The 25,834-nt window shown below is 32.7% G+C and carries 19 protein-coding genes; 13 read left to right on the top strand and 6 right to left on the bottom strand.

Going from position 1 to position 25,834, the window contains the following annotated elements:
- The first annotated feature begins 374 nt into the window (after window positions 1–374).
- Complete coding sequence (locus EP747_RS08260; RefSeq protein ID WP_165346914.1) at window positions 375–1,655, top strand: helix-turn-helix domain-containing protein; 1,281 nt, start codon at window positions 375–377, stop codon at window positions 1,653–1,655.
- A gap of 138 nt (window positions 1,656–1,793) precedes the next feature.
- A complete protein-coding gene (locus tag EP747_RS08255; RefSeq protein WP_129689429.1) occupies window positions 1,794–5,948 on the top strand; it encodes a S8 family serine peptidase in 4,155 nt (1,384 codons plus the stop codon).
- Between the two features lie 251 nt (window positions 5,949–6,199).
- On the opposite strand, the gene EP747_RS08250 is transcribed toward EP747_RS08255, so the two are convergent.
- A complete protein-coding gene (locus EP747_RS08250) occupies window positions 6,200–7,174 on the bottom strand; it encodes an NAD-dependent epimerase (protein WP_129689427.1) in 975 nt (324 codons plus the stop codon).
- A 288-nt stretch (window positions 7,175–7,462) separates the two neighbouring features.
- Between EP747_RS08250 and EP747_RS08245 the strand changes: the two genes are divergently transcribed.
- The 4 genes from EP747_RS08245 to EP747_RS08230 all read left to right on the top strand — a co-directional run bounded on the left by EP747_RS08245 (window position 7,463) and on the right by EP747_RS08230 (window position 13,129).
- Complete coding sequence (locus tag EP747_RS08245; protein ID WP_129689426.1) at window positions 7,463–8,560, top strand: CotS family spore coat protein; 1,098 nt, start codon at window positions 7,463–7,465, stop codon at window positions 8,558–8,560.
- The gene (locus tag EP747_RS08240; protein ID WP_129689424.1) at window positions 8,557–10,176 is read left to right on the top strand and encodes a glycosyltransferase family 4 protein; all 1,620 of its coding nucleotides are present in this window, start codon (window positions 8,557–8,559) and stop codon (window positions 10,174–10,176) included. Before EP747_RS08245 ends, EP747_RS08240 begins: the two co-directional genes overlap by 4 nt.
- A gap of 729 nt (window positions 10,177–10,905) precedes the next feature.
- Window positions 10,906–11,817, top strand: a complete 912-nt coding sequence (gene galU, locus EP747_RS08235) for a UTP--glucose-1-phosphate uridylyltransferase GalU (protein WP_129689422.1) — start codon at window positions 10,906–10,908, stop codon at window positions 11,815–11,817.
- Between the two features lies 1 nt (window position 11,818).
- A complete protein-coding gene (locus tag EP747_RS08230) occupies window positions 11,819–13,129 on the top strand; it encodes a UDP-glucose dehydrogenase family protein (protein WP_129689421.1) in 1,311 nt (436 codons plus the stop codon).
- 68 nt (window positions 13,130–13,197) lie between these two features.
- Here the strand turns inward: EP747_RS08230 and EP747_RS08225 are convergent, their stop codons facing one another.
- Together EP747_RS08225 and EP747_RS08220 are read right to left on the bottom strand one after the other, a co-directional pair.
- A complete protein-coding gene (locus EP747_RS08225) occupies window positions 13,198–13,980 on the bottom strand; it encodes a HipA family kinase (protein WP_129689419.1) in 783 nt (260 codons plus the stop codon).
- The gene (locus tag EP747_RS08220; RefSeq protein ID WP_129689417.1) at window positions 13,973–15,082 is read right to left on the bottom strand and encodes a glycosyltransferase family 4 protein; all 1,110 of its coding nucleotides are present in this window, start codon (window positions 15,080–15,082) and stop codon (window positions 13,973–13,975) included. The genes EP747_RS08225 and EP747_RS08220 overlap by 8 nt, the downstream gene beginning before the upstream one ends.
- A gap of 295 nt (window positions 15,083–15,377) precedes the next feature.
- Between EP747_RS08220 and EP747_RS08215 the strand changes: the two genes are divergently transcribed.
- The 4 genes from EP747_RS08215 to menC are packed head-to-tail and all read left to right on the top strand — an operon-like array spanning window position 15,378 to window position 19,413.
- On the top strand, window positions 15,378–16,253 hold the full coding sequence (locus EP747_RS08215) for a MurR/RpiR family transcriptional regulator (RefSeq protein ID WP_235832789.1): 876 nt from the start codon (window positions 15,378–15,380) through the stop codon (window positions 16,251–16,253).
- A gap of 24 nt (window positions 16,254–16,277) precedes the next feature.
- Entirely contained in the window at window positions 16,278–17,414 is a 1,137-nt protein-coding gene (locus EP747_RS08210; protein ID WP_129689415.1) for an amidohydrolase, read from the top strand.
- A gap of 13 nt (window positions 17,415–17,427) precedes the next feature.
- The gene (locus EP747_RS08205; RefSeq protein ID WP_235832788.1) at window positions 17,428–18,270 is read left to right on the top strand and encodes a GNAT family N-acetyltransferase; all 843 of its coding nucleotides are present in this window, start codon (window positions 17,428–17,430) and stop codon (window positions 18,268–18,270) included.
- Between the two features lie 27 nt (window positions 18,271–18,297).
- Window positions 18,298–19,413, top strand: coding sequence for an o-succinylbenzoate synthase (menC, locus tag EP747_RS08200; protein WP_129689414.1), 1,116 nt, complete (start codon window positions 18,298–18,300; stop codon window positions 19,411–19,413).
- Between the two features lie 159 nt (window positions 19,414–19,572).
- Here the strand turns inward: menC and EP747_RS08195 are convergent, their stop codons facing one another.
- Genes EP747_RS08195 through EP747_RS08185 form a run of 3 tightly spaced genes read right to left on the bottom strand, consistent with a single transcriptional unit; the run spans window position 19,573 to window position 22,928 of the window.
- Entirely contained in the window at window positions 19,573–20,760 is a 1,188-nt protein-coding gene (locus EP747_RS08195) for a hypothetical protein (protein WP_129689412.1), read from the bottom strand.
- Between the two features lie 17 nt (window positions 20,761–20,777).
- Window positions 20,778–21,977: a DUF58 domain-containing protein gene (locus EP747_RS08190; protein ID WP_129689410.1), complete on the bottom strand. Its 1,200-nt coding sequence runs from the start codon at window positions 21,975–21,977 to the stop codon at window positions 20,778–20,780.
- A complete protein-coding gene (locus tag EP747_RS08185) occupies window positions 21,978–22,928 on the bottom strand; it encodes an AAA family ATPase (protein ID WP_129689409.1) in 951 nt (316 codons plus the stop codon).
- A gap of 415 nt (window positions 22,929–23,343) precedes the next feature.
- On the opposite strand from EP747_RS08185, the gene EP747_RS08180 reads away from it, so the two are divergent.
- The 3 genes from EP747_RS08180 (at window position 23,344) to EP747_RS08170 (ending at window position 25,822) form a co-directional block, all read left to right on the top strand.
- Window positions 23,344–24,504, top strand: coding sequence for a CapA family protein (locus EP747_RS08180; RefSeq protein WP_129689407.1), 1,161 nt, complete (start codon window positions 23,344–23,346; stop codon window positions 24,502–24,504).
- A 311-nt stretch (window positions 24,505–24,815) separates the two neighbouring features.
- A complete protein-coding gene (locus EP747_RS08175) occupies window positions 24,816–25,364 on the top strand; it encodes an RNA polymerase sigma factor (protein WP_129689406.1) in 549 nt (182 codons plus the stop codon).
- Window positions 25,361–25,822 (top strand): hypothetical protein, encoded by a 462-nt coding sequence (locus EP747_RS08170; protein ID WP_129689404.1) that lies wholly within the window; start codon window positions 25,361–25,363, stop codon window positions 25,820–25,822. The genes EP747_RS08175 and EP747_RS08170 overlap by 4 nt, the downstream gene beginning before the upstream one ends.
- Window positions 25,823–25,834 lie beyond the last annotated feature (12 nt).

Below are 25,834 nucleotides of genomic sequence, written 5' to 3'. Positions count from 1 at the left end.
AGTAACAAAAGCTTGTATAAAAATTGGATATTCAGGAATAAAAGAAATAATCTTTTTGAACAATTTAATCATCCTCAGGTAAAATATTAATAAAATATAAAGGTATTATTTCCCATTATAGGAAAAGAATGCAGAAGGGCAGGAAAAGTAATATACAAACTGAAATAAAAACAATAAATAATGAAACAGTATTTATTTAATTAATTAAATTTAATTAACTAATTGAATATTTTCTATTTTAAAAAAAGGACAAAATAGTATAATTAACCTAATAGATCACGTGCAATATTACCTAAATGTCCATTTTTTTATCTAGACAAAATGGCGGAAACGATGAATTGAAAGATTATTACCAAGTATGGAGAGGAAAGCTTATGAATCAGATACTTCTATATGATTTTCTTACATTAATGAATGACAAAAATTGGAATAAAGCTGATTTAGCTAAATATTCTGGAATCCATATTAGTGATATTAGTAGAGTATTTAATAATAAAAAGCCACTTTCTTTGCATTATTTAGATGCCATTACGGAAGCGTTCGGTTTGGCAGAAGGATATTTTTACTCGAGCTATACACAATTATGCTTTAATCAGAATCGATATTTAGATAAACGAAGAAGTGTAGCGTTTATTTATAAATGTGCAATAAATGGATTTAAAAAAGAATTAAGGTTTATCATTTCAGAAATGTTAGAAGAAAAATCTAAGACAATTCGTACTAAGAATTTACAAAATTTATTTGAAATCGCTGAAAAGTTATTTGCTGAAGGGAAAGAGCAAGAGGCTTTGCCTTTATATGAAATCATTATTCATCACATGCCAGATCAAACTGCAGAGGAAGTAGCTATTAGTTATTTTAGAAAATACTATTTAAATAGATTAACAGAGGAAGGACCAGCTACGCTTGTCCATGTACTAGAATATGTGAGCTATATGCCAGATGATTTTCAGGAATTAACAATTTTGTGGATTACGGCTACGTACTATATGTTAAAACAATGGGACAAAGTCCTTCATTATGCTAAGCGATTAGAAAAAATGGCAAAGAATGAAAGACATTTTGGTTATGCGTTAGTATACCAAGGCTTCGCTTTAAATAGATTAAGTAATTCTTTAGATGAAGTTCTTGAAATCATAAATAAATATGGTCAGATAAATGATTTTTTTGCAGAGGCTGCAATAGGTAATCGTTATGTTACATTACTTGATTTTGACGAATTACATTATGTTGATGAATACTATGACTGGATTAAAGACCGAGATGATCTATATGTAGGCATTCCACGAATTATAGAATCCTTTGTAAAATTAGGTAGATTGGAAGATGCCTCAGCGTTAATCAATCTACATGAAAAAGTAATTAATGAAATGGCAAATAGCTCAAATTTGTATAAACAGCAATTGTATTTGGATTTCTGCTACGCACAATCTCTTTTAAAATGTGAAAATAAGCAATATATTGAAGGGTTAAAAGAATTAATAAAAGTAGCAAGAAAAGTAAAGAATGCAGGAATAATAGAAAAATTTAAAATTTGCTTATTATCAATTTGGCACTATAGAGATCATTTAACAGATCAATTAAATGAGGATTATATTCAAATGTTAAGTGACGATAAAAGTCAGGTAAGTAATACGTATGCCATGAGCCCATAAATTGGGCTTCTTTTTTTTGCTAAATTTCGAAAGAATATATTTTCATTTGACAGAATTTTTAAAAAAGTAAATTCCATAAACTCGACTTATAATCAATTAGAAAGGGAACATTATAAAGTTGGGGGAGAGAAAAGCAAGATGAATCGTTTGATTAAGAGTACAGCAATTTTAACTTTAAGTACTGGTGTTATTTTGAGCTCATTTCCAGTTAAACATCATACACCTTTAGTAAAGGCTGCAGCGCAATCTTCTATTGAAGAAGTACTGTCTAAACTTTCACCAGAGCAACGCCAAGCTTTAAAAAAATTAGAGCTTGCTAGTCAAGAAGGATTACAGTTACCTTCTTCGGTAGATTTAGAGAGTTCTAAAAATCTATCAGTAATCGTTGAATTAAAAGACAAGCCTGCAAAAGTTGCAGTAATTGAAGAAGCAGCAAACGGAAATAGTTTATCACTTTCAGATGCGGAGCAAAAAGCAGATGCGGCTCAAGAAACATTTAAAAATGATTTACAAACAATTTATAAAGATGACTTAAAAGAGAATAAAAACGTTTATAAAATTAAACGTACATATACAAGCTCTTTAAATGGAGTTTCGATGGAACTTCCTGCAAATAAAGTAAAGTCATTATTAAAATCGAATGCTGTTAAAGCTGTGTGGCCAAATAATGTTATTCAAGTAGAACCGCCTAAAGCTGCAGAAGGTACACAGGATACAAGCAAGGTAGCAACTGAAGTATTCCCAGGTATTAATAAACTTCATGATGAAGGACTAACTGGAAAAGGAATCAAAGTAGGGGTAATCGATACTGGTATTGACTATAATCATCCAGATTTAACAGATGCTTATAAAGGCTATCGTGCACAAACTGGAGTAGATCCAAAATCAATCAATCCGAACTCAGTAAAAGGCTGGGACTTTGTCGATAATGATGCAGACCCGATGGAAACAACATACGACGATTGGAAAAAATCTGGTCTTGCAGAAACAAGTCTTAGTGGATCAACTTTTTACACAGAGCACGGGACACATGTTTCTGGAATTATCGCTGGACGCGGTAAAAATAATACGGATTATGCTGTAACTGGTGTTGCGCCTGATGCTGATTTATATGTTTATCGAGTGTTAGGACAATATGGTTCTGGGACAACTGAAAATGTTTTAGCAGGCATTGATAAGTCTATAGCAGACGGAATGGACGTTATCAATTTATCTCTAGGTAGTAACTCGAATGACCCAGAGAATATCGAAAGTCTTGCATTAAATAATGCCGTACTTTCAGGTGTCACAGCAGTTGTAGCAGCGGGAAATGCTGGAGATCGAATGTACACTTTAGGTGCACCTGGGGCATCTGCGTTAGCAATAACAGTTGGTGCTAACGATACAAAGACAGAGATTGCAACGTCAAAAGGTACTTTACATGGGACTACAGACGTAGCTGCTGATTTAAAATTATTAGGCAAAGGCTTCGGCGACAATGTTGACAGTTTAAAAGGAAGAAATCTGCAGATTGTTAAAGTACCAAATACTGGTGCAGATGCTGACTATAAATCAATTGATGTTAATGGAAAGATTGCATTAGTAAACCGAGGAACAGTTGCACTAGTCGATAAAATAAAGTTTGCTAAAAATCACGGTGCTGTTGCAGTCATCATTACGAATAATGTTGCAAATGAAGGATTTATTCCAACTTACTTAGGTGCAAGCTATGGTTTAGTTCCGACGTTTACAATGTCATACGAACAAGCAACTGCTATGATTTCAAAACTTGGTACTACTCCAACGTTCTCTTTTGACGAAATGGGAAAAGTAACAGATGAAGGAAGTAAATTAGCTTCATTCAGTTCTCGTGGACCAGCTCGAATTACTTATGATATAAAACCTGAAGTAACGGCTCCTGGTGTTGCTGTTTTCTCAACTGTTCCATCTTACATGCACGGAGCAGATCAAAATGGAAAATATCAATATGCATATGACAATTTATCTGGTACATCAATGGCAACGCCTAACGTAACTGGAGTAGCTGCATTATTATTACAAGCAAATTCAGATTTAACACCAGCGGAAATTAAAGAAACTTTAATGAACACAGCTGATCCTTTAAACGGAGACTATAGCGTGTTTGAATCTGGTGCTGGACAAGTTGATCCATATGAAGCAATTCATTCAAAAACTAGAATTGAAGTTGTGGATGAAACAAAAGGCATCTCTGATAAAAAGGGTAATTTAAAAACAGTTAAGGATCTAACAGGTGCACTTGCATTTGGTGTATTTACTCCTGCTGGTGAAAATATTGGCGATCAACGCTCACTAAATATCTATAACAATAGTAATCAAGCAAAAACGTATGACGTAAAAGTAACATTCCAAAAAAATCGTCGAGGTTCATTAGACGCTGACGATAATGGCGTTATGATTGTTACGGATAAGTCAATTAAAGTTGGTGCAAATTCGAAAAAGAAATCAACTGTAGCAATCTCAGTTCCGAAATCAGCGAAATTAGGAATTTACGAAGGATTTGTAACGTATACGAATCATGATAATCCTGAAGAAACATTCCAAGTTCCGTTTGGTATTAAAACAGTGGAAGAGGGTATGGGTTCAGTTGCGATGAGTCCTCAAGCATTTACTCAAGTGTTTGATTCAGCTTATGCTGGTCAGTTGCTTTATACAAATGCATATATGAGTATTAAATCTCATATGCGTACGTTAGATGTTATCCTTGAAGATGGAAAAACAGGCCAAGATATTGGATTCATTGGTACAATGGACGGTTTAGGAATGGACGAAAATATTACTTACGGTGTATCACAAATATTTAATGGATATTACTACAAATTCACTGGTGATGAAGATCAACCAATCGCATATGACACAGATATAGCGAAACCAGGTTATTATAAGCTGAAAATTATTGGTACAAATGATGCAGGTAAACAATTCACATCAGAAGGCGATTTCTATTTTGATAACACGGCTCCAAAAATGACAGTGAATGCTCCTGATGTACTTGAATATAAAAATGGACAAGCGAGCGTAACGATTACTGGTTCTGTTTATGATAAAGAAACAGAAGAAATGCAAAAACTTGGTATGAACTTTAATCAAGGAAGTACAAAATTATATTATCAAGATCAATTAGGCGGAAGAGCAATAGCAGTACCTGTAAATCCTGATGGAACGTTTACTGCTACGATTCCAACAAATCCGACAAGAGCTATGTTACTTTCATTCTACGCGTTAGATGCAGCATCAAATAAGACATTTAAAGAAGGTAGAGAGATTTTCGTCGTACGTGATGATGTAACTTACGGTTATATGCAGCCTGAAAAACGTATTGCGAAAACGGGTGAAACCGTTCATGCGACGTTGAATTTAAATAAAGCAAATGATGTAAAACAAGCTGTTTATAAATTCTATCATTACTCAGATGTTGCAACAATGAATATTACTCCAACTCCAAATTTGACAGATAAAGTTAATGTTAAAGTTGAAGATAAAGTATGGAGTGGAAATTTAAATGAAGCGACCGTAACAATTACGACAAAAGATGGTGTAGCTCCTTTAAATGGTGACTTAAAACTAGCGGATATCGCTTTCAAAATGGGCACTGAATATACTCCGCAGCCTGAGATATGGCCAGCTTATATGTCGAGTGTTACTGTCACAGATACGAATAATACGACAAAAGCAGTTTCAAGTGGTAATCCTGGAATCTTCTTTACAGAACCAACTTTTTCTATGTTCCGAGGTAGTAAAAGAGCTGAAGCTTTCCTAGATCCAAATGGAGCAGCAACTCAAGGAATTAATTATTCAAAATTAGGTGTTAAAGTAAAAGCAACAAGTTCAAATGGAACTGTGTACAATGGTAAAGATGATTCTCCATCGGTTTTCCAGATTCAAAATCTACCATTGACTGATGACCAATATGAGCTAGAATTAGATTTCCCAGGTCACTTTACAGTACACAAAGACTTTACAATTGGTTTCCATGAAGATGGAAAAGTTGTAAATCAAAATCTTTACTATAAATTAAATCCAGCGATTGCAGGGGATGTTAATAAAGATGATGTAATCGACGTAATGGATGCAATTTACATCCAAACTTATTGGGGAACAAATAAACGTGCAGCGGATATTAATTTTGATGGTGTTGTTGATGCAAAGGATATGGCTTATGTAGAAAAGAATTACTTAATGCAAAATCCAACAATTAAATTTGCACCAACACCTAATAAGAAATACAAATCTCAAACTTTAGAAACGGTTAAGAGTGCATTAGGCATTCAATAATAATTTATTTTGAAATCTTAAAGATACTAATTCTTTGAGGTTTCTTTTTTATTGAAATTGAATAGCTATATGAATGCAAACTAAATATATAAATTATTGAAAAAGCTGTGAACATTGCTTGAAAAGTAGTTATTTTTGTTTATATTTTGCTTTCATCTTCGTCTTGAAATCACCTAGATTAGACAAATAAACCACAAGGGAAATTACAATCTTGTGGTTATTTTCATTTGTTACCTTATTTACATAAGTTATTAGTCTATCTTTTTATACTCCTTAAACCAGTCAACGAATTTAGCAATACCGTCTTCAATTGAAGTAGTTGGACTATATTGAATATCATTTACGAGTTGATCAATATCGGCATATGTTTCAAGTACTTCCCCCGTAACCATCGGCAATAGTCTAACATTCGCTTTTATTCCAAGTTGCTTTTCTAAAACTTCGATAAAATAATTTAAGTTCACTGGGCTATGGTTACCAATATTATAAAGTTTATAATACGAGGAGGATTCATTTGGTGGCCCATTTTTAATGATTCTTACAATTGATTCAACTACATCATCAATATAAGTAAAATCTCGTTTCATATTTCCATAATTATAAACATCTATCGGTTGTCCGTTAGTGATTGAATTAGCAAATTTATATAGTGCCATATCTGGTCTACCCCATGGCCCATAGACCGTAAAAAAACGTAATCCAGTAGTAGGTAGATTAAAAGTATGACTATATGAATATGCCATTAATTCATTTGATTTTTTTGTGGCTGCATATAAACTAATTGGTTGGTCAACTCGATCATTAATTGAAGAGGGAGTTTTTTTATTATTACCATAAACAGAACTAGAAGAGGCGTATATGAGGTGTTTAATTTGATGATTTTTACAACACTCTAATAAATTGGCAAAACCTACAAGGTTTGATTGGATATATGACCCTGGATTTTCTAAGCTATATCTCACCCCAGCCTGTGCTGCTAGATTAATGACTAGATCGAAATTATATTGTACAAAGAGTTCTTCTAGTAGTTCCATTTCATGTATTGAGCCATTTATGAAACTAAAATGATCATATTTCTTTAAAAGCTCCAATCTATCAAATTTTAGACGTCTGTCATAGTAATCATTTAGATTATCAATTCCAATGATCTGAAAACCTTGTTCTAATAGGCGCCTGCTTAGATGAAATCCAATAAATCCGGCACATCCAGTAATTAAGATGCGCATAGTATCTACTTTTTTAATGTTAAAAACCTCCTTATCTAACAAGGGTTGGAATATCATATGATGGAGAAAACGACAAAGTTCGAATACAAATAGAAATATGTATATAACTAGATTAGGGAAAATACTTTTTTAATAGAATACACATATACCCTCACAATAATTGGACAAAATCATATTATTACATTAGGTCTAAATATTAGGGCAATAAAGTAAATAGCAACTATTTATTACATTTCATTAAAAAGAAATGTGAATTTTTTATGGGCTCTAAAAAGTAGGAGGGAGAAATTGAATAATATAATAATTGAGCCATGGATTGTCGATGAGCTTATTCATGATGAATTCTATGTGCCTGAATATATTGAAAAAATTGGGCTTGAAGTACTTAAATTTTATGACCTTCAAGTAAATAGCATGCAAGTAATAACGACGAAAGCTGACAAAGGCGGAGCAATTTGGAAAATTGAAACAAACGATGGTCCAAAAAGTTTTAAGCTTTTACACAGAAGACCTACTAGAAGTATGTTTAGTTTAGGGGCTCAGAAGTATTTAGTTGAGGTTCAACAGGCTAGAGTCCCAGCAATTGTTCGAACTAGAGATGGTGAGGAATATGTAGAAGCTGGTGGAAAGCTATGGTTCGTTGCAGAATGGATTGAAGAGTTGGCACCAGTTTCTAAAGATTTAGAAGGTGCTAAGCAGTTATGTTATGCTCTTGGTGAGTTTCATCGATTAAGTAAAGGCTATGAACCACCGATTCAAGCAGAAATTGCATCAAGATTGCACAAATGGCCAAAAAGCTATGAAAAAATATATAACAAAATGAATTGGTTCAGAACAATTGCCTTGGCTTATGAAGAAATGCCTGCTAGTCAGGATTTATTAAATGTAGTAGATACATTTGAAGAGCAAGCAAGAAAGAGCATGGAAGACCTAAACAATTCGAGTTACTTTAATTTGGTGAATGAAGGAAACGCAAGCTGGGGCTTAGTTCACCAAGATTACGGATGGTCCAATGGTCAAATGGGTCCAAATGGAATGTGGATCATTGATTTAGATGGAGTTGCATATGATTTGCCAATTCGTGATCTTAGAAAATTGATATCTGGTACAATGTCTGATTTATTCGCTTGGGATGCTACATGGGTAAGGGAAATGATTAACGCATATCACGAAGCAAATCCAATTTCACCAGAATTATATGAAGTATTAATGATTGATTTTTCAATGCCAAATGAATTTTATAAAAACATTAAAGAAGTACTTTATGAACCAGAATTATTTTTAGGCGAGACTACTAAACAATTAATTCAATCAATCGTTGACTTAGAGCAGTCAAAGTGGGCAACATTGAATGAGGTTCGCAACGACTGGAGTGGAAAAGAATGAAAATATTAATGGTATGTACAGAAAACCTACCAGTACCTCCAGTTTTAGGTGGTGCGATTCAGACTTATATTGCAGGAAGTTTACCTTATTTAAGTAAAGTACACGATATAACAGTATTAGGTGTTAATGATCCAACATTACCAGATGAAGAAACAATCGACGGTGTTCATTATGTTCGTGTGCCGGGGAAAGTATTAGAACTATATCGTGAAGGCGTAGTTCAATACATTAAAGAAAATCAATTTGACTTAATCCACATTTTTAACAGACCACGTCTTGTCCTTCCGATTAGAAAAGTAGCACCAAAATCAAAAATCACATTAAGCATGCATAATGATATGTTTAATATTGGGAAAATCGCTGTTGATGAAGCGAATTTAGTATTAGAAGAAGTTTCCAGTATTGTTACTGTAAGTGATTATGTAGGAAATGTAATTCGTGAACTTTATCCTCAAAGTGCAAATAAAATCAGAACGATCTACTCAGGTGTTGATTCTGACCGTTTCTTACCTGGAAATGATTCAAAAATGATTAGTACGAGAAATACACTTAGAAAAGAGTTTGGCTTAGAAAATAAAACGGTTATTTTATTTGCAGGAAGACTTTCAGAAAACAAAGGTGTAGACCGTCTAATAAGAGCTTTGCCAACACTTTCAAAAACCTTCAAAGATTTAGCTTTAGTCATCGTAGGAAGCAATTGGTTTAGTCAAAATAATGTTACGGACTATGTTGCCTATATTCGAGCTATAGCAAAAAAGCAAGATGTACCGATTATTACAACAGGGTTTGTATCACCTTTTGAAATACACAACTGGTTTGCAGTAGCCGATTTATTTGTATGTACTTCATTATGGCAAGAGCCACTTGCAAGGGTTCACTATGAAGCAATGGCAGCTGGACTTCCAATTGTAACAACTGCTCGAGGGGGAAATCCTGAAGTCATTATTCCAGGTGAGAATGGATTAATCGTAGAAAATCCAGTTGATCCAAATGAATTCGCTACCAAAATCACAGAAATATTATCAAACAAAACGCTAATGAAGAATATGGGAATAAAAGGTAGAGAACTTGCAGTTACTAAATATTTATGGAGTCGTGTAGCGGATGAAATTCTTTCTGCATGGAGCCAAACTGAATATGCTTCATCAATTTCGACAGAACAATTAGAGCAATATGAACCTCAAACATTATTTAAAACTGCAGTACAAAATACACAGTTGATTGAAACTAATAACAATGTAGCTGAAGTAAACGAACAACCGGAAGCAGAAATCATTGAAGTAAAAGAGCCAACTGTTGAATCAAAAGTAGAAGAATCAGAAACTCTAACTCAGATTGAAACAGAACCAATGGAAAAAGTCCTAGTTGAAAAAGCTAAATTAGTTCCAAGAGATGAAGAATATAATTCTAATAAGAATCCAAGGGTATTAAGACGAATTAGAAGAGTAACTGATCAGGTCACAAATAATTCAAATTCAAAACCATACTCTAATCAAGTAAGAAGAGTAGAAAATAGATCTAACAATCTATCTAATCAAGTTAATTCTGAACCTTTTCAATTAAAGAGATTTCCTAGCGTCATTGAATTATATAGAAATAGAAATAGAAATCTATAAAAATTCATATTTTGGAAAATGTCTTAATAGAAAAAGGCTGTCTCATAAGTTTAAGGACTTTTGAGATAGCTTTTTTTAGTTTGAAATAATTGATGATGGGTTTTAAGACGAGAGCAACGTATAAAACGAACACTTTGTGGACTCTGTGTAATTAAAGTTAACTTGGCTTAATTAATGCTTGAGTTGACTAAATTAACGCTAAAATTGGCTTAATGAATCCGAATACCATGAACGGCAAAATTGGCTTAATTAATGCTTGAGCCGACTAAATTAACGCTAAAACTTGCATAATGAATGCGAATACCATGAACGGCAAACTTGGTTTAATAAGCCTTACCATCCTAATTTACGCTTATCCTGGTGCAATGAATGACATTACCGTGGATGATAAATCTGTCTTAAATAATGCTTAAAACGGCTCAATTAATCTTCAAATCGCCTAATGTATGTCAGACTAAAAGTAATTAATAACAAAACACGGAACCAATAGCATAAAACTAGTTCAAATAACACAAAAAGTCTTTCAAATATATTTATATAAGTACATGAATTCCTACAAATATTTCCTTGTAATAGATTGTTCTAGTGTTCTTATTTAAATAAACTGCAGGTTAAAAAAAACCTAGTTTTTAAGTTATAAACTTTCTAAACATAATAGGTATATATGGTGACAAGACCTCCTTCATTTACATATAAAGTATAATGAACAAATGTTTGGAGGCAAGTTTAATGAAAATCCGCAAGGCTATTATTCCCGCTGCTGGTCTCGGGACTCGTTTTTTGCCGGCAACGAAGGCGTTGCCTAAGGAAATGTTACCTATAGTTGATAAACCAACTATTCAATATATCGTTGAAGAAGCTGTAGCTTCTGGCATTGAAGAAATCATTATTATTAGTGGTAGAGGCAAACGAGCAATCGAGGATCATTTTGATAAATCATATGAATTAGAAGAATCATTATCTCGAACAAACAAGCTAACTGTATTGGAAGAAATGCAGAAAATATCCAATATGGTGAAAATCTTTTATGTGCGTCAGAAGGAACCGAAAGGATTAGGAGATGCAATATTATGTGCTAAGAGTTTTATAGGAGATGAACCGTTTGCCGTTTTGTTAGGGGATGACATTGTTATGTCTACAACACCTTGCTTACAGCAAATTATTAATGTTTACGAGAAATATAATGCTCCAGTTATTGCTGTTCAGAATGTTCCTGATCAAGATGTAAGTAAATATGGCGTTATTAAACAAAAAGAAAGTACTTACGATAAAAATGCAAATCTATTTCAAGTTGAGTGTTTAGTAGAAAAACCAAAATTGAAAGATGCTCCATCTAATTATGCAATTATGGGCCGTTACGTTCTTACTCCGGAAATTTTTGATATTTTAACAAAAATTTCAGTGGGACAAGGCTGTGAATTACAATTAACCGATGCGATTAATGAACTAAATAAAAATCAATTTGTATTAGCATATAATTTCGAAGGCAAACGATATGATATCGGAAATAAAATCGGATTTATAATGGCTACAATTGATTTTGCGATTAATAGAGAAGATATAAAAGATGAAGTGATTGCTTTTTTAAATGAGGTCATATCAGATAATGCTCTAAATATGAAGATTCAGGAAGTGGAGTAACTTGAAAATTTCTATATTAGGTACAGGCTATGTAGGTTTAACAACAGGAGTCTGTTTAGCAGAGATTGGTCACACAGTAACTTGTATTGATATAAATGAACTTAAAATTAATAATTTATGTGCAGGTATTTCGCCAATATATGAACCAGGAATAGAAGAATTAATAACTAGAAATATAGAGTTAGGAAAATTATTTTTCACAACCTCATATGATAAAGGCTTAGAAGATGCTCAAGTTATTGTAATTGCAGTAGGTACCCCTCAAAGAGAAGATGGGGCAGCAGATTTATCCTATCTTGAAAGTGCAGCGATTGATATTGCGAAAAATATTAAACAAGATGTAATAGTTGCTATTAAAAGCACGGTTCCGGTTGGAACGAATGAAAACGTAAAGGAAATTATTCAACGAAATTGCAGTAAAGATATTGTAGTTGACGTGGTATCAAATCCTGAGTTCCTTAGACAAGGTTCTGCAATAAAAGATACGATGGAAGCAGATCGAATCATTATTGGTAGCAATAATCAAGAGTCTGCTAGAATTGTTGAAGAAATGTATAAACCATTAAATGTACCAATTTTAATTACTAGTATTAGAAGTGCAGAGATGATTAAATATGCATCCAATGCATTTTTAGCTAGCAAAATAAGTTATATAAATGAAATAGCAAATCTTTGTGAAGTACTCGGTGCAAATGTTGAAGATGTGGCAAGAGGAATGGGAAAAGATAAACGAATTGGAGAAGCATTTTTATATGCTGGAATAGGTTATGGCGGCTCTTGCTTCCCAAAGGATGTTAAAGCATTATTGCATACAGCCGAGTTAAATGGGGTTGAATTTGGTTTTCTAAAGGAAACTATTTCAATCAATAATTTTCAACGCGAATTGCTCGTAAAGAAAGCTATTGAACGATTTGGTATATTAAAAGGGAAAAAGATTGCATGTCTAGGATTATCTTTTAAACCAGATACTGACGATATGAGAGAAGCACCTTCTATTAATATCATAAATTCTTTAACAGAATTAGGAGCAGAAGTCATTGCATATGACCCTGTTGCAATGGAAAACGCAAAAAAAATTCTAGGTAACAATATTACGTTTGCTAGCTCAATAAATGAATGTGTAACTGATACTGATGCAATTTTTATTGTTACTGAGTGGAGAGAATTTAGAGAACTAGACTTACCTAGCATACTAAATAAAATGAAGAATCCAATTATTTTTGACGGAAGAAACTGTATTATGGAAGACAGAGTAAGAGATTGTGAGAAAATAGAGTATTACCCAGTTGGGAAACCGTCCATAATTCGATAACGTTATAAATATGAAAAAAACGACTTTCAATATAAATTGAAGTCGTTTTTATCTTATTAGTAAATATTCTACTCATTTTGTTCATGTAGTGGACGGTAAATCGTTTTGACGAATTTATGTTTAAGATAAGGGAGAATTTTTTTTCTACGATTTACTAATCTACCTACAATTGCCTTTTTGTCTTCCTTTGATAATACCCAATCATCAGGTATTACTTCTACAATTTCTTCTATTAGCAGTACCGGGAATCTTTGGATGATCTGCAGTTGTTTATTAAATTCTTCTTCACTATTTATATATTGGGACATAAATTGATGGGTTGAACTTTTCATAATTTTTTGAGGCAAAGTTTCTAACTCTGAAACTAACCAGCTGTAAGAACCAAATGCTTCAGCATGGTCAATGATCCAAAGTTTAAATTGATCTAAACTTTCTTGGCGAAGTAAAATGTTTTTTCGAGTACGATCTCCATTACACAGCCAATAATCAAATAAAATGATTCCAGCAAGCTGATTATTATTTAAAATACTAGGAACTGATCCAACTTGGTGCCCATTTAACGTTTCAGGTACATATAAAGAAGCAAACTGAAACTTTGAATGTTGAACTTCTTCCATTTCTATATCCGGTATTGTTTTAGAAAATTCTTCAGGAATAGAAACGATTTGAGCATAAGGAACTGGTAAATCTAAAAATCTAGCAATGCAATACGCAACCCATTCGTTAGGTAACGTTTTCTCAAATCCAGACCGAAAATATTTCACAACATAATCTCTACCATCATTAAAAGTAATTAAATGAGCATTTGATTTTCCTTCTAATTTTTTAATATAGGAAACTGGTTCAATCATTTTGAATCACATCACTATTTTTACTATTACCAATTTTTAAAAGATACTCTCGATAAATATCGGCAACTTTTTGAATAGCAAAATTTTGCTCAACATGTTTGATGGCATTTTGTGAGAGCTTTTGATGAAGTTTTTGATTATCAACTATCGAATAAATCTTCTTTACAGCATCCTGTACATCATGTCCTCGAAAAAGCATACCTGTTTCACCTTGGAGAACGATTTCCGAAATAGGCATAATATTAGAAGCAACAACAGGGACCCCACATGCCATGGATTCTATAAAAGTATTACCAAATGACTCTACTTTTGTAGTAGCGATTGTGCAACCACCTGATTGACGAACTTTTGCGTATACATGAGGCATTTGTTGATAAGGAATGACCGGAAACCATTTGATGATATCAGTTAAACCTTCATCCTTCCATGTCAATGCAAATTCTTCACGTTGTACACTTTGTGCGCCACCGATTAACCATATTTCAATATCTGACCGTTCACTTTTTATCAATTTTGCAATTTCGATTAACATCGGCCAGTTTTTTCGTTTATCGACTCTACCAATACAGCACACAATTTTTTTATCGCTTGGAAGAATTGGGTTATTTGTATATGCGATTTCTTCTTGAGTTAATGGATGGAAAAATGATGTGTCAACACCATTGTAGATTACTTTAATGGGGATATTATCTGTTAAGATGGAAACTAATCTTTTTTGATAATTTGATGGAACAATAATAGAAACAGGTTCAATGGATCTGAATTTCTTTACATGAGGTTGTAGTTTAATGAGCTCGGGCGTACGTGCTTCTACAATAACTGGACCTTTATATTTAGCTTTTTGTAACCACTTATATGCTGATCCCGTATCTACTACAATGATTGCGTCATATGCATTGTTTTTAATAATATCAATAATTTCGTTTTCGTCCTTCGTTAAATAGACTGGTGCAATATCTTCCATTATGTGTAATCCACCATGATCAGTTGTGTATAGAAACTCAGTTTCAATTCCAAACTTTTTAAAATAAATTGAACGATTCCTCCAGCCAGCATTTACTCCACCAACTGTTAAGAGACGCCAGATTATTAAGACTTTCAAATTTTCCCCTCCTTGGTTTTAGGGTATACAAATAACTTTTAAACCTATTTGAAAACTAATTGTATACACGTTTACGGCTTTTGACCGAATTCAAATTTTGAATAGTAGTCCTATTTTAGTTAATTCAAATTGAGGTAAATTGTAAGGGCAATTAACTACTAACTACAAATATTTATTAGGTTAAAAGCAGAATAACTTACCTTTTTTTTCCTTGCTCCTGATTTAGGGATATGATATTGTATTAGAAAAAGAAGTATTAACTGCAACATTTAAAATAAATGAAGGATAAACTTCAGTGGCGGAAGGATTAAAAATAATGGAGCGACCTAATTTTAAATTGTTAGTTAAGGAAAAATTTTCTCAATTATCACCAGGGCAAAAAAAAGTAGCGACTTATATGATTGAAAATCTTGAGGAGTGTGCTTTTAAAACTGCTTATCAAATTGGAAAAAAAGTTGATGTAAGTGAAACGACGGTCATTCGTCTTTCATATGCACTCGAATTTGAAGGCTTCAGTGATATGCAGTTATGTGTTCAAAATGAGTTTCTTCATTTAAATAAAGCCGATTATATAAAAGAAAAAGAAGAGATAAAAAATGTAGAAGGTCAAAATACTTTTACAAAAATTATCGAAAATGAAGTAAATATTTTAAGAAACTTATTACAACCTTCGAATATTCAAGAAATTTCAAAAGCTGTTGAAGCAATTATTGACGCTGATCATGTGTTAATAGTTGGTCATCGTGTATCCCATATAGCTGCGTATTGGTTTTCGAATACGTTAAGTTCAATTAGAGGGAACGTAATGTATTGTTCTCCAGCGGGTGACTTTTATGAAAAGTTTTGTAATTTAACAGAAAAATCAGTTGTTGTTGCATTTTCTTTCCCAAGGTATGCAAAGGAAACACTAACAATTGCAGAATGTACGAAAGAAAATGGAGTAAGTTTAATTTCAGTTACTGATCGATTATTATCACCAATTGGTCGAATTGCAGATATTGTTCTAACTACAGAAGAAAATGTGGAAAGTGGTTCTAACTCAATCGCATCAGTTATTAGTCTATTAAATTTAGTGATTGCTGGATTATATGAAAAAGACAAAAAAAGAATTCAAATGTATCAACAAAAATTGGAAAAAATTTATTCTACCTATGAAGTGTTTATAGAATAGAAAAAACAGTTAGGAGAAAATCTTATGAATCCACAATCTTATCTAGATTATTATAAAGAATCTATTTTAAAAACTTACCGGGAATTACATAAGTTAGCTGAGCCTAGTTGGCAAGAAGAAAAAACTGCAAAGTATTTAAGAGAACGACTGAATGATTCGGAAGTTGAGATTAAAACGTTTAAAAATCATTTTGGATTTATTGCTGAAATTAAAGGTCAATATGATACAGTTGTTGCGCTAAGAGCTGATATGGATGCACTTGTTCAAGAAGTTGATGGTGTTGTAATGGCAAACCACTCATGTGGTCATGATGCTCATAGTACGATGGTTTTATATGCAGCGTTGGCGATTTCTGCAAGTGGTATAAAGCCAAAACATACGATTCGATTTATCTTCCAGCCAGCCGAAGAAAAGGGTGAAGGAGCCCTTCAAATGATGGAAGATGGTGCATTAGACAATGTCATTTCATTGTTTGGCGTACATTTAAGACCAGAAAGGGAAGTACCTTTTCAAAAGGCAGCTCCAGTGATCATACATGGTTCTGCTGAAACGATTAAAGGTACAATTCGAGGAATTCAGGCTCATGCATCAAGGCCACAAGATGGTATTAATGCGATTGAAGTAGCTGCTGAAATAGTTAATAAATTAAAGCAAATAAATTTAAATACAGATATCCCTCATTCAATTAAAATGACCCAAATTCAAACAGAAAATGAAGCATCAAATACGATACCAGAAACGGTGAAGTTTTCACTTGATGTTAGAGCGCAAACAAATGACATTATGAATCAATTAAACGCGCGTACAGTTGACGTTTTTGAGGAAACGATGATTGAAACAAAAGCTAAGATTTCGTGGTCTATGGAAGAGTTTGTTCCAGCGGCCGTACAAAACGAGCAGGCAATAAAAATTACCGAAAGAGCCATTTCTGAAATAATCGGACATGAAAACGTAGTGCCTGAATGCATTTCAAATGGAGGTGAGGACTTCCATTTCTATACAAATAAATATCCTCAAATTGCTGCTACAATGGTCGGTTTAGGATGTGGATTAACTCCGGGGTTACATCATCCTCATATGAGTTTTAATTTAGAAGCACTTCATTATGGAGCGAAAATTCTAACTCAAACAATTTTATTAGCATCAGAACAAGAACAATGAAGAGGTGAACTATGTGCTAAACAAACTGAATCAATCTGAAGTTAATACAGGAATTAAGTTCCGTGTTCTCCATTCCATCGAAGAAATGGAGCAGGTACGAGAACTAGAATCTAAAATTTGGGGTTTTGAGGATTCGATTCCAATACATCAAACAATTACAGCTGCAAAAAATGGCGGCTTAGTTTTAGGTGCATATTTTGAAGATAAAATAATTGGATTTCAATATAGTTTTCCTGGCTATGATGGACAAAATATTTATCTTTGTTCTCATATGCTTGGAATTGATCAAGAGTTTCGCAATAAAGGGATTGGAAAACTGCTTAAAATTGCCCAGCGAGAAGAAGCTCTTAAACTCGGCTATAAACTGATTACTTGGACTTATGATCCATTAGAAACAGCAAATGGATATTTAAATATTTCTAAGTTAGGTGGAGTTTGTAATACGTATATTGAAAACTGCTATGGAGAAATGGAAGACTTATTAAATAGTGGAATTCCATCTGACCGTTTTCTAGTTGAATGGTATATTGCAAAAGGGGAAGAAGAAAAGGAGAATTTGAGACCATTTGAATTAGATGAAGCAGTTAAAAATTCTCTCATTAAATGGGAAGAAAACAATGACGGATTACCAATACCGATTCAAAACGATACTGATGTGTTTAACGATTTAGCCTTTGTTGCGGTACCAAAAGATTTCCGAACAATTAGAGAAACGAATATAAAAATTGCAAGCCAGTGGCGAATGCTTACTAGAGAGTCCTTTAAAAAATTATTTCAAAGCGGATGGAAAGTTACTGGATTTTATAAGAATGCAGAATCAGAAATGCCAGTTCATTTTTATGTACTGACAAAATAGAAAAGTAATATAAAGGAGAGTTCGTAAATGAAAATTAAAAAAGTAATATTACGCCATATGAAGCTAGATTTATTGCATCCATTTACAACAAGCTTTGGTACTGAGTATGATCGTGAGTTTATTCTATTAGAAGCGATAAGCGAAGACGGTATATCAGGTTGGGCTGAATCTGTTGCTATGCTTGATCCACTATATAATGAAGAAACTTTAAAAACAAACTGGCATATTCTAGAAGATTATTTAATTCCAATCGTTTTAAATAATGATATTAACCATCCAGACGAACTTTCCGAAAAGTATTTTTCACATATTCGTGGGAACTATATGGCTAAAGCTGCCATAGAAGGCGCAATTTGGGATCTTTATGCGAAACAAGAAAATATTTCACTTTCAACTGCGTTAGGTGGAACTAAAAAGGAAATCGAAGTAGGAGTAAGCATTGGGATTCAAGATTCGATCGATTCTACACTTAAAATTATCGAAAACCGACTTGCAGAAGGCTATAAAAGATTTAAATTAAAAATAAAACCAGGCTGGGATATTGAACTGATCGATAAAGTACGAAAAGTTTATCCAACTATTCCTTTAATGGCGGATGCTAACTCAGCATACACATTATCTGATATGGACCAATTAATTGCATTAGATGATTATAATTTAATGATGATCGAACAACCACTTGCATACAACGATATTATCGATCACGCAGATTTACAAAAAAGAATGAATACTCCAATCTGCTTAGACGAGAGTATTCACTCACTAGAAGATGCTAGAAAAGCACTAAAACTAGAAAGCTGCAAAATTATTAATATTAAAATTGGTCGAGTTGGAGGACTAACTCAATCCAGAAAAATACATGATCTATGCCAGGAAAATGGAATTCCATTATGGTGTGGTGGAATGCTAGAATCAGGAATCGGAAGAGCCCATAATATTGCGATCACTTCATTACCTAACTTCATTTTGCCAGGTGACACAGCTGCATCTTCATTATATTGGGCTGAAGATATTATCGAACCTGAAGTAACAGTAGAAAATGGAATGATTACCGTACCAAACAAACCGGGGATCGGATATGATCCGCACATGAAAAATATTGAAAAATATACAATTGGTACGAAAGTATATAATAAGAATTAAATGCAAGGGTATATAAAGGAAAACACAAACCTAAGTTAAGCATAGGTTTGTGTTTTTTAGCGTGTTGACTCATGACCCACTTATGCGTAAGTAAATATCAACAGTTTGCTTTGACGAACATTACTAGTTAAGTACAAGGTTTGGGTTTTCACTCTGTTCTTAATCTTCTTCCTTATTCTTGTTTTTAATCCTTTCCTTGATTCTTTTCACTTGTTCTTCGTATTTCTCAATATCCTTTATTTCACCTTTACCATAGCGTACAGAGTTATACGCATTGATTAATTCATCTTCATTCGATATTTGTATTCGCTCCAACCATTCTTTTAATGTTTCATTTGGGTGTCGACCCATCTTGTATTTAGATGCATATTTTTGGAGTTGGAAGATTAGTTTTCTGATTTGCTCTGTTGGGGCAGAGTGTTTGAAAAAGCGTCTTTTTTTCCTATTATGTTCTGGTATTGCATTATATTCAATGCTGAAATCTTGCCTGTCAGTATGTTTTTCATTACGTATATAAGTAAGTTTTCTGATGACTAGCCAAATTACGAGTAAAACGATTATCAGTAATAATATCCATACCCAAGTAGGAGTCGACTCTAAAATGTAATGGTGATTACGGATATTTTGTGGAAGTTTATCTTCAGCGCTTGAATTTTGACCTAGCTTAATTTTTTTCTCTTTAAGAGTGATGTGATCTACATAGTTAAAGAAAGGGGTTCCTAAAAAACCAACTGTACTAAATAAACCGTCTAGTAATTTAAAAATCGCCCACTTTAAGATAGGTAATATTAAAGATATGATACCAGTAAGCAGGACTGCTATACTAATAGAACCTATAATACCCCGATAGTTTTTAATTGTTTGTGTAGTAACTGCTTGCTGAAAGTATCTACCTAAACTAAATAGAATTGTAAAAATGATTATTATCCATAATATCAAGTTCATATAAGAATAATGTGAAGTCCAGCCGAAAAAGAGGACTACCAAACTCGTTAAATAAAAAGTGATTTGTAATTTATTTCGTTCTTCGATCCATAACGAAGTGTCTTTAAGAAAAGCATCAAGTCGAAAATATATAAAGCTAGCACATAAAATAGATGTAACGGAATTTAAGCCAAGAGTGTAACTGATTCCTCCAGAAATAATGGCTGCTAGAAACGGAATAACTCGTGATACTTGAGTTTTTCTTAATGAGTAAAGTAAAAATAGAGTTCCAATCATAAAAATACAAATGATTGCCAAAGTAGGTGGCAGTTGATTTTTTGATTCATATATGAATAAAACGATTAAATAGAGTAATAGATATTCTAATGAAAAAAAGTAAGTAGAAAGTAAACGTAAAATCATTTCATTATCCTTTCGATTTAATGTTGTCCAAATGGAACTAGCGTTGGACTTTCTAAATCATCTTGTAGATAATAGATGCTTTGGCCACGTTTTCGCATTTGAGCGAAATACCGATCTCCATGCTTACCGAACGGCCCACATAAAATAACAACTGGAGATTTTCGTTGTTGCTTTTCTACGTAATGCAGTAATCTATCAATCGGCTGTGTCATTCTTGCGCCATTGATTCGAGCAAGAATATCATAAGTTTTACCTAATTGAGATTTACCGCCACCAATAGGTAAATGATAAACAGGAACTCCACTTTCCATGTTCAAATTTAGAAAGATTTCATAATTAATATTTTTAATTGCAGCGTATTGGACTATATACGCAATATTACTAGCAATTGATTCGATGTTTTTAATTATACTTAATCTTAAATTATCATGATGAGTATCTCGTAAATTTATAATAAATGTAATTGAATAATCAGCAGTTCGTTCATAAATTTTCGTTTGAAGTACTTGAGTTTTAGCACTAGCTTTCCAGTGAATTCGATGAAATGAGTCCGAATAGACATAGTCTCTTGTTCCAATCGGAGCTAGAAAATCTTCAAACATACTAGTATTTGTTACAAAACTACCATATGAGTTAGTTGAAATTATTTGGTCAATTTGAGGTACTGGAATTAAAGTAGGATAAATAATAATTTCTTTATGTAAAAATGGTTTATAGGTTAAATATAGATAACCTAAACTGAAAAAGTTTGAAATTTTTAATTCTACTTGTTTTATTCTAGTAACACCTCGTTTAGTAGCTGAAAGTGGTAATGAAATCTGAATCGCTTCGTTACCTTTTAGTTGAATAGGGATAATTAGTTCTAAATTTGAATCGCTACTAATTGTTTTAAAATTTATACTATCTACTATTGGTTCTAATTTTATTCGAACTGTTGCGTTAATAATTGGTAACCAATGATTCTGGGTTATCTTTATTGGTAAATTAAACTGTTCTCCGACTGAAACTCGAATGGGCTCCTTGTCGTTTTCGATGATAAGGTGATCAGCAATATGCTTTAAATAGTATCGGCTCATCAAACTAATGATTATTAAAAATCCTCCTAAAAACATTAATAAATAGGAAGGTTGATAGAAATTAATAATTAGAAATATGACCCCGAAAATAATTAGGATATCAAGTGAATTTTTACCATGTATTTCTTTATTCCAAGTCATTTATTGACCAGCTCCAGCTTCTACAGGAACTTCAACTTGATTTAAAACTGATTCAATAACTTGTATAGCATTTTTCTTTAAGGATGCCTCAAGAGTTAAGACTAATCTGTGTGAAAGGAGATAAATCGCAACATCTTTCACATCTTGTGGAGTGACAAATGATCTATTGTTTATATATGCTTTACCTTGTGAAGCTCTCATTAGTGCCAATGTACCACGTGGACTAATGCCGAGTTGAATATCTTCATGATTTCTCGTTGAATGAATAATATTTAAAATATAATCCTCTACTTCTCCCGAAATTGTAACAGTCTTCACCTGTTCTTTCATTTCATCAATTTCTTCTATAGTTAGTACATTTTTTAAATTCGAATATGGAGTATTTGAACGGTATGACTTCATAATGCTTTTTTCTTCTTCAAATGTAGGGTATTCCAAACGAATTTGCATAAAAAATCGATCCATTTGTGCTTCAGGTAATGGAAACGTACCTTGTTGTGATTCAATTGGATTTTGCGTTGCAATAACGATAAACGGATTTGGTAGAGGAATAGTTTCTCCATCAATTGTTACCTGGCGTTCTTCCATTACTTCTAATAAACTAGCTTGGGTTCTAGGGGTAGCACGATTAATCTCATCTGCTAATAAAATATTTGTCATAACAGGACCGATTCGAAGTTGAAAGTCTTGTTCTTTTGGATGAAAAAATTGAATACCTGTTACATCACTAGGTAATAAATCCGGAGTAAATTGAATTCTTTTAAACGAACCGTTAATTGTTTTGGCAAAGCTTTTAGCTAATTGTGTCTTACCAGTACCAGGGACACTTTCCAATAGAATATGCCCATTATTAATGAGAGCGATGAAAATCATTTCAACGACATCCTCTTTACCAATTATCACGTTACCAATCTCTTTCTTTAATTGTAATAACTTATCTGATCTATTCATTGTTCTCTCCTTATCTCCTTATCTCCTTATCTTTCAAAACGTTTTAAGAATTATTAAATATGAATTGTGACTGTTTAAAAAACAAAAAAATTGTTGAATATGCTATTATTTTAATAGTTCAACAATAGTAAAGTCCAATAATTCTCAATTTTTAAAATCTATTATAGTAAACGACTAATAATGGTTGATATTTTTAAATAAACACTGTAGAATATAATGTCTGTTTGTAAAAAAATGGAAATAACTTAAAAGAAGGACAGTCAGAAACGTAAGTGGCAGACTGAAGTTTTAAAGGTTCTTAAAGAGTATTAAATGATGATAAGGATAAAAATATGATTACATATAGGTTCCGGATTGTTTTGTTTTTACCTATACCATGCATTCCACTGAACCTCCCTTTAACAGGAGAGAAAAGATGAAAAAAATAATTGTAGTATTAGTGACCTGTTTTTTTGCTTTACTTTGCGGGTGTACAAATAATATTCAAGAAGAACACAATGTAAAAGAAAATAAACGAAATACAGAGCAGAAAGAACCTATAAAAAAAATGAATCAGGTTGTTTCGAAGGTGACTGTTGGTGCCGTGGGGGACCTATTAATACATAATGAAGTTTATGAAGATGCTATGCTTCCAAATGGTGTATATAACTTTAATAAAATGTTTGATGAAGTTAGAAAAACGATGGAAAAGCCAGATATTTTAGTAGCAAATCAAGAAACGATGATTGGTGGAAAGCAATTCGGATTATCTACGTATCCAGCGTTTAATAGTCCATATGAAGTCGGAGATGCACTTAAAGGGGCTGGGGTTGATTTTGTAACATTGGCCAATAATCATTCGCTTGATCGAGGTGAAAAAATTATACGAAGTGCAATTTCCCATTGGGACGCTATTCATATGCCATATACAGGTGCTTTTAAATCACAAGCAGATCGCGACCAAATTAGAGTGATGAATAAAAATAATATTCGATTTTCATTTCTTGCTTACACATTTGGTACGAATGGGATTCCCGTCCCTAAAGGAAAAGATTATTTAGTAAATTTGATCGACCTTGCTAAAATACGTAGTGATGTTGAAAGGGCAAAGAAAGTATCAGATGTAGTAGTAGTTGCCATGCACTGGGGTATTGAATATGAAAGAATGCCGAACAATACCCAAAAGAATCTTGCAAAACAATTAGCTGATATGGGAGTCCAAATTATTATTGGAAATCATCCACACGTCCTGCAACCACCGGCATGGATCACTGGAAAAATGGGGAATAAAACAATCGTCTTTTACTCATTAGGAAATTACTTATCAGCTCAAGATGAAATCTATGAGTTAATAGGTGGTATGGGTACAATTGATGTAGTTAAAACTGAAACTGATCAAAATGTAAAAATTGAATTAGCAAATCCAAGCTTTTTTCCAACTTATAATTACTATCGCGATAATCGTAATTTTAAAATTATGTCTTTGGAAAATATTAATGATGTCAATCTAAAAAATGGCAAATTGAGATACAACGAAATAATGAACCATATGCGAACAAATATTAAGGATTTAAAAAGTATTCCTGAGGTTCAATAGAGTCTAAAATGTTGGCTTTATACTAAACATTGAAAGCTTGGTTTTTCCAAGCTTTTTTTGTTGTTTATTCATTAAATAAGTGTATTACTCACAAACTATATTCTAACTAATGTATTAGTTTTTATTTTATTTGGGGTAATCAGGTCACGTTATATGGAAAGCAGGCAACCTGTAGTGGAAATCAAGTATTCTTCTTTTATTTGAGTAAGAAAGATTGTTTTAAAAAACTTTTTTAAAAAACTTTATTTTTTTTGCAGGGTTTTTAAATTTGTCTTCGTCTAAAGTTATGGAAGAGGAAGCGAGGTGATGCAATGGAGTCGGATGAACAAATAGTAAGGAATATAGTAAAGGGGAATCATCAACTATTTAAGGAATTAATAGTAATATACCAATCAAAGGTATTTGCAGTAGCACTGAAAGTTTCAAATAACCAAAAGGATGCTGAAGATATTTCGCAAGAAGTCTTTCTCCAATTGTATCGTTCTCTCGAAAACTTTAACGGGGAATCAAGTTTGGCCACATGGATTTATCGAATTACAATGAATAAAGCAATTGATTTTAAAAGAAAACAAGTTAAACAATTGGAAAATGAAACTAGTGAATTACTTTCTACTTTACCAGAAGAGAATTTATTATCACCTGAAGAAGCTTTAATAAAAACAATTGATAAAGAACTTATTCATTCATATTTAATTGAATTACCACAGGCATATAGCGATGTATTGAAATTATATTATTTTGAAGAACTTACCTATGGGGAAATAGCTTTGAAATTAAATGTAGCCGTTAAAACTGTAGAATCACGTTTATATCGAGCTAAACGATTAATTAAAGACAAGCATAAAGGAGGGATCATTTGAAACATTTAACTTCTGACCAACTATTATCGTATCAACAAAAGAAGCTTTCAAATAAAGAATCTCTTTTGCTTGAACAGCACTTAAATGAATGTATCTCATGCCAGGCGGAACTCGAACTTCTTAATGAATTAGACAATGAATGGATGAATCCAACTGATTTCCATTTTTCAGATGAGCTAGTGAACGAAATAATGAAACAAACAGAATCAATACAGTTTTCGGAAAAAACGTATGAAAAAAAATCTAAAACTAATTCAAAAAAAGTTCGCTTAATCCATTTAGTATTGGCTGCTGCAGCAACATTTTTATTCTTCCAATTTCAATTAACTGAACGTATTACAAATTCAAATCGTCACGTTGTACAAACGATTGATCAGACGTCTTCGTTAATTGAAAAAAGTGAAAAAATTAAACTATCAATTCCAATTCCCAAAATTTTGAAAGGAAATAAAAAATAATGGAGGTACAAA

This window comes from Gottfriedia acidiceleris, assembly GCF_004138285.1.
GTDB classification, from domain to species: Bacteria; Bacillota; Bacilli; order Bacillales; family Bacillaceae_G; genus Gottfriedia; species Gottfriedia acidiceleris_A.
This window is presented reverse-complemented; position numbering and strand designations above follow the sequence as displayed.

Bases quoted from the DNA above. Each gene is read 5' to 3' on its own strand.
- EP747_RS08260 (WP_165346914.1), top strand. From the start codon at position 375: ATGAATCAGATACTTCTATATGATTTTCTTACATTAATGAATGACAAA.
- EP747_RS08255 (WP_129689429.1), top strand. From the start codon at position 1,794: ATGAATCGTTTGATTAAGAGTACAGCAATTTTAACTTTAAGTACTGGT.
- EP747_RS08250 (WP_129689427.1), bottom strand. From the start codon at position 7,174: ATGCGCATCTTAATTACTGGATGTGCCGGATTTATTGGATTTCATCTA.
- EP747_RS08240 (WP_129689424.1), top strand. From the start codon at position 8,557: ATGAAAATATTAATGGTATGTACAGAAAACCTACCAGTACCTCCAGTT.
- galU (WP_129689422.1), top strand. From the start codon at position 10,906: ATGAAAATCCGCAAGGCTATTATTCCCGCTGCTGGTCTCGGGACTCGT.
- EP747_RS08225 (WP_129689419.1), bottom strand. From the start codon at position 13,980: ATGATTGAACCAGTTTCCTATATTAAAAAATTAGAAGGAAAATCAAAT.
- EP747_RS08210 (WP_129689415.1), top strand. From the start codon at position 16,278: ATGAATCCACAATCTTATCTAGATTATTATAAAGAATCTATTTTAAAA.
- menC (WP_129689414.1), top strand. From the start codon at position 18,298: ATGAAAATTAAAAAAGTAATATTACGCCATATGAAGCTAGATTTATTG.
- EP747_RS08195 (WP_129689412.1), bottom strand. From the start codon at position 20,760: ATGATTTTACGTTTACTTTCTACTTACTTTTTTTCATTAGAATATCTA.
- EP747_RS08190 (WP_129689410.1), bottom strand. From the start codon at position 21,977: ATGACTTGGAATAAAGAAATACATGGTAAAAATTCACTTGATATCCTA.
- EP747_RS08185 (WP_129689409.1), bottom strand. From the start codon at position 22,928: ATGAATAGATCAGATAAGTTATTACAATTAAAGAAAGAGATTGGTAAC.
- EP747_RS08180 (WP_129689407.1), top strand. From the start codon at position 23,344: ATGAAAAAAATAATTGTAGTATTAGTGACCTGTTTTTTTGCTTTACTT.
- EP747_RS08175 (WP_129689406.1), top strand. From the start codon at position 24,816: ATGGAGTCGGATGAACAAATAGTAAGGAATATAGTAAAGGGGAATCAT.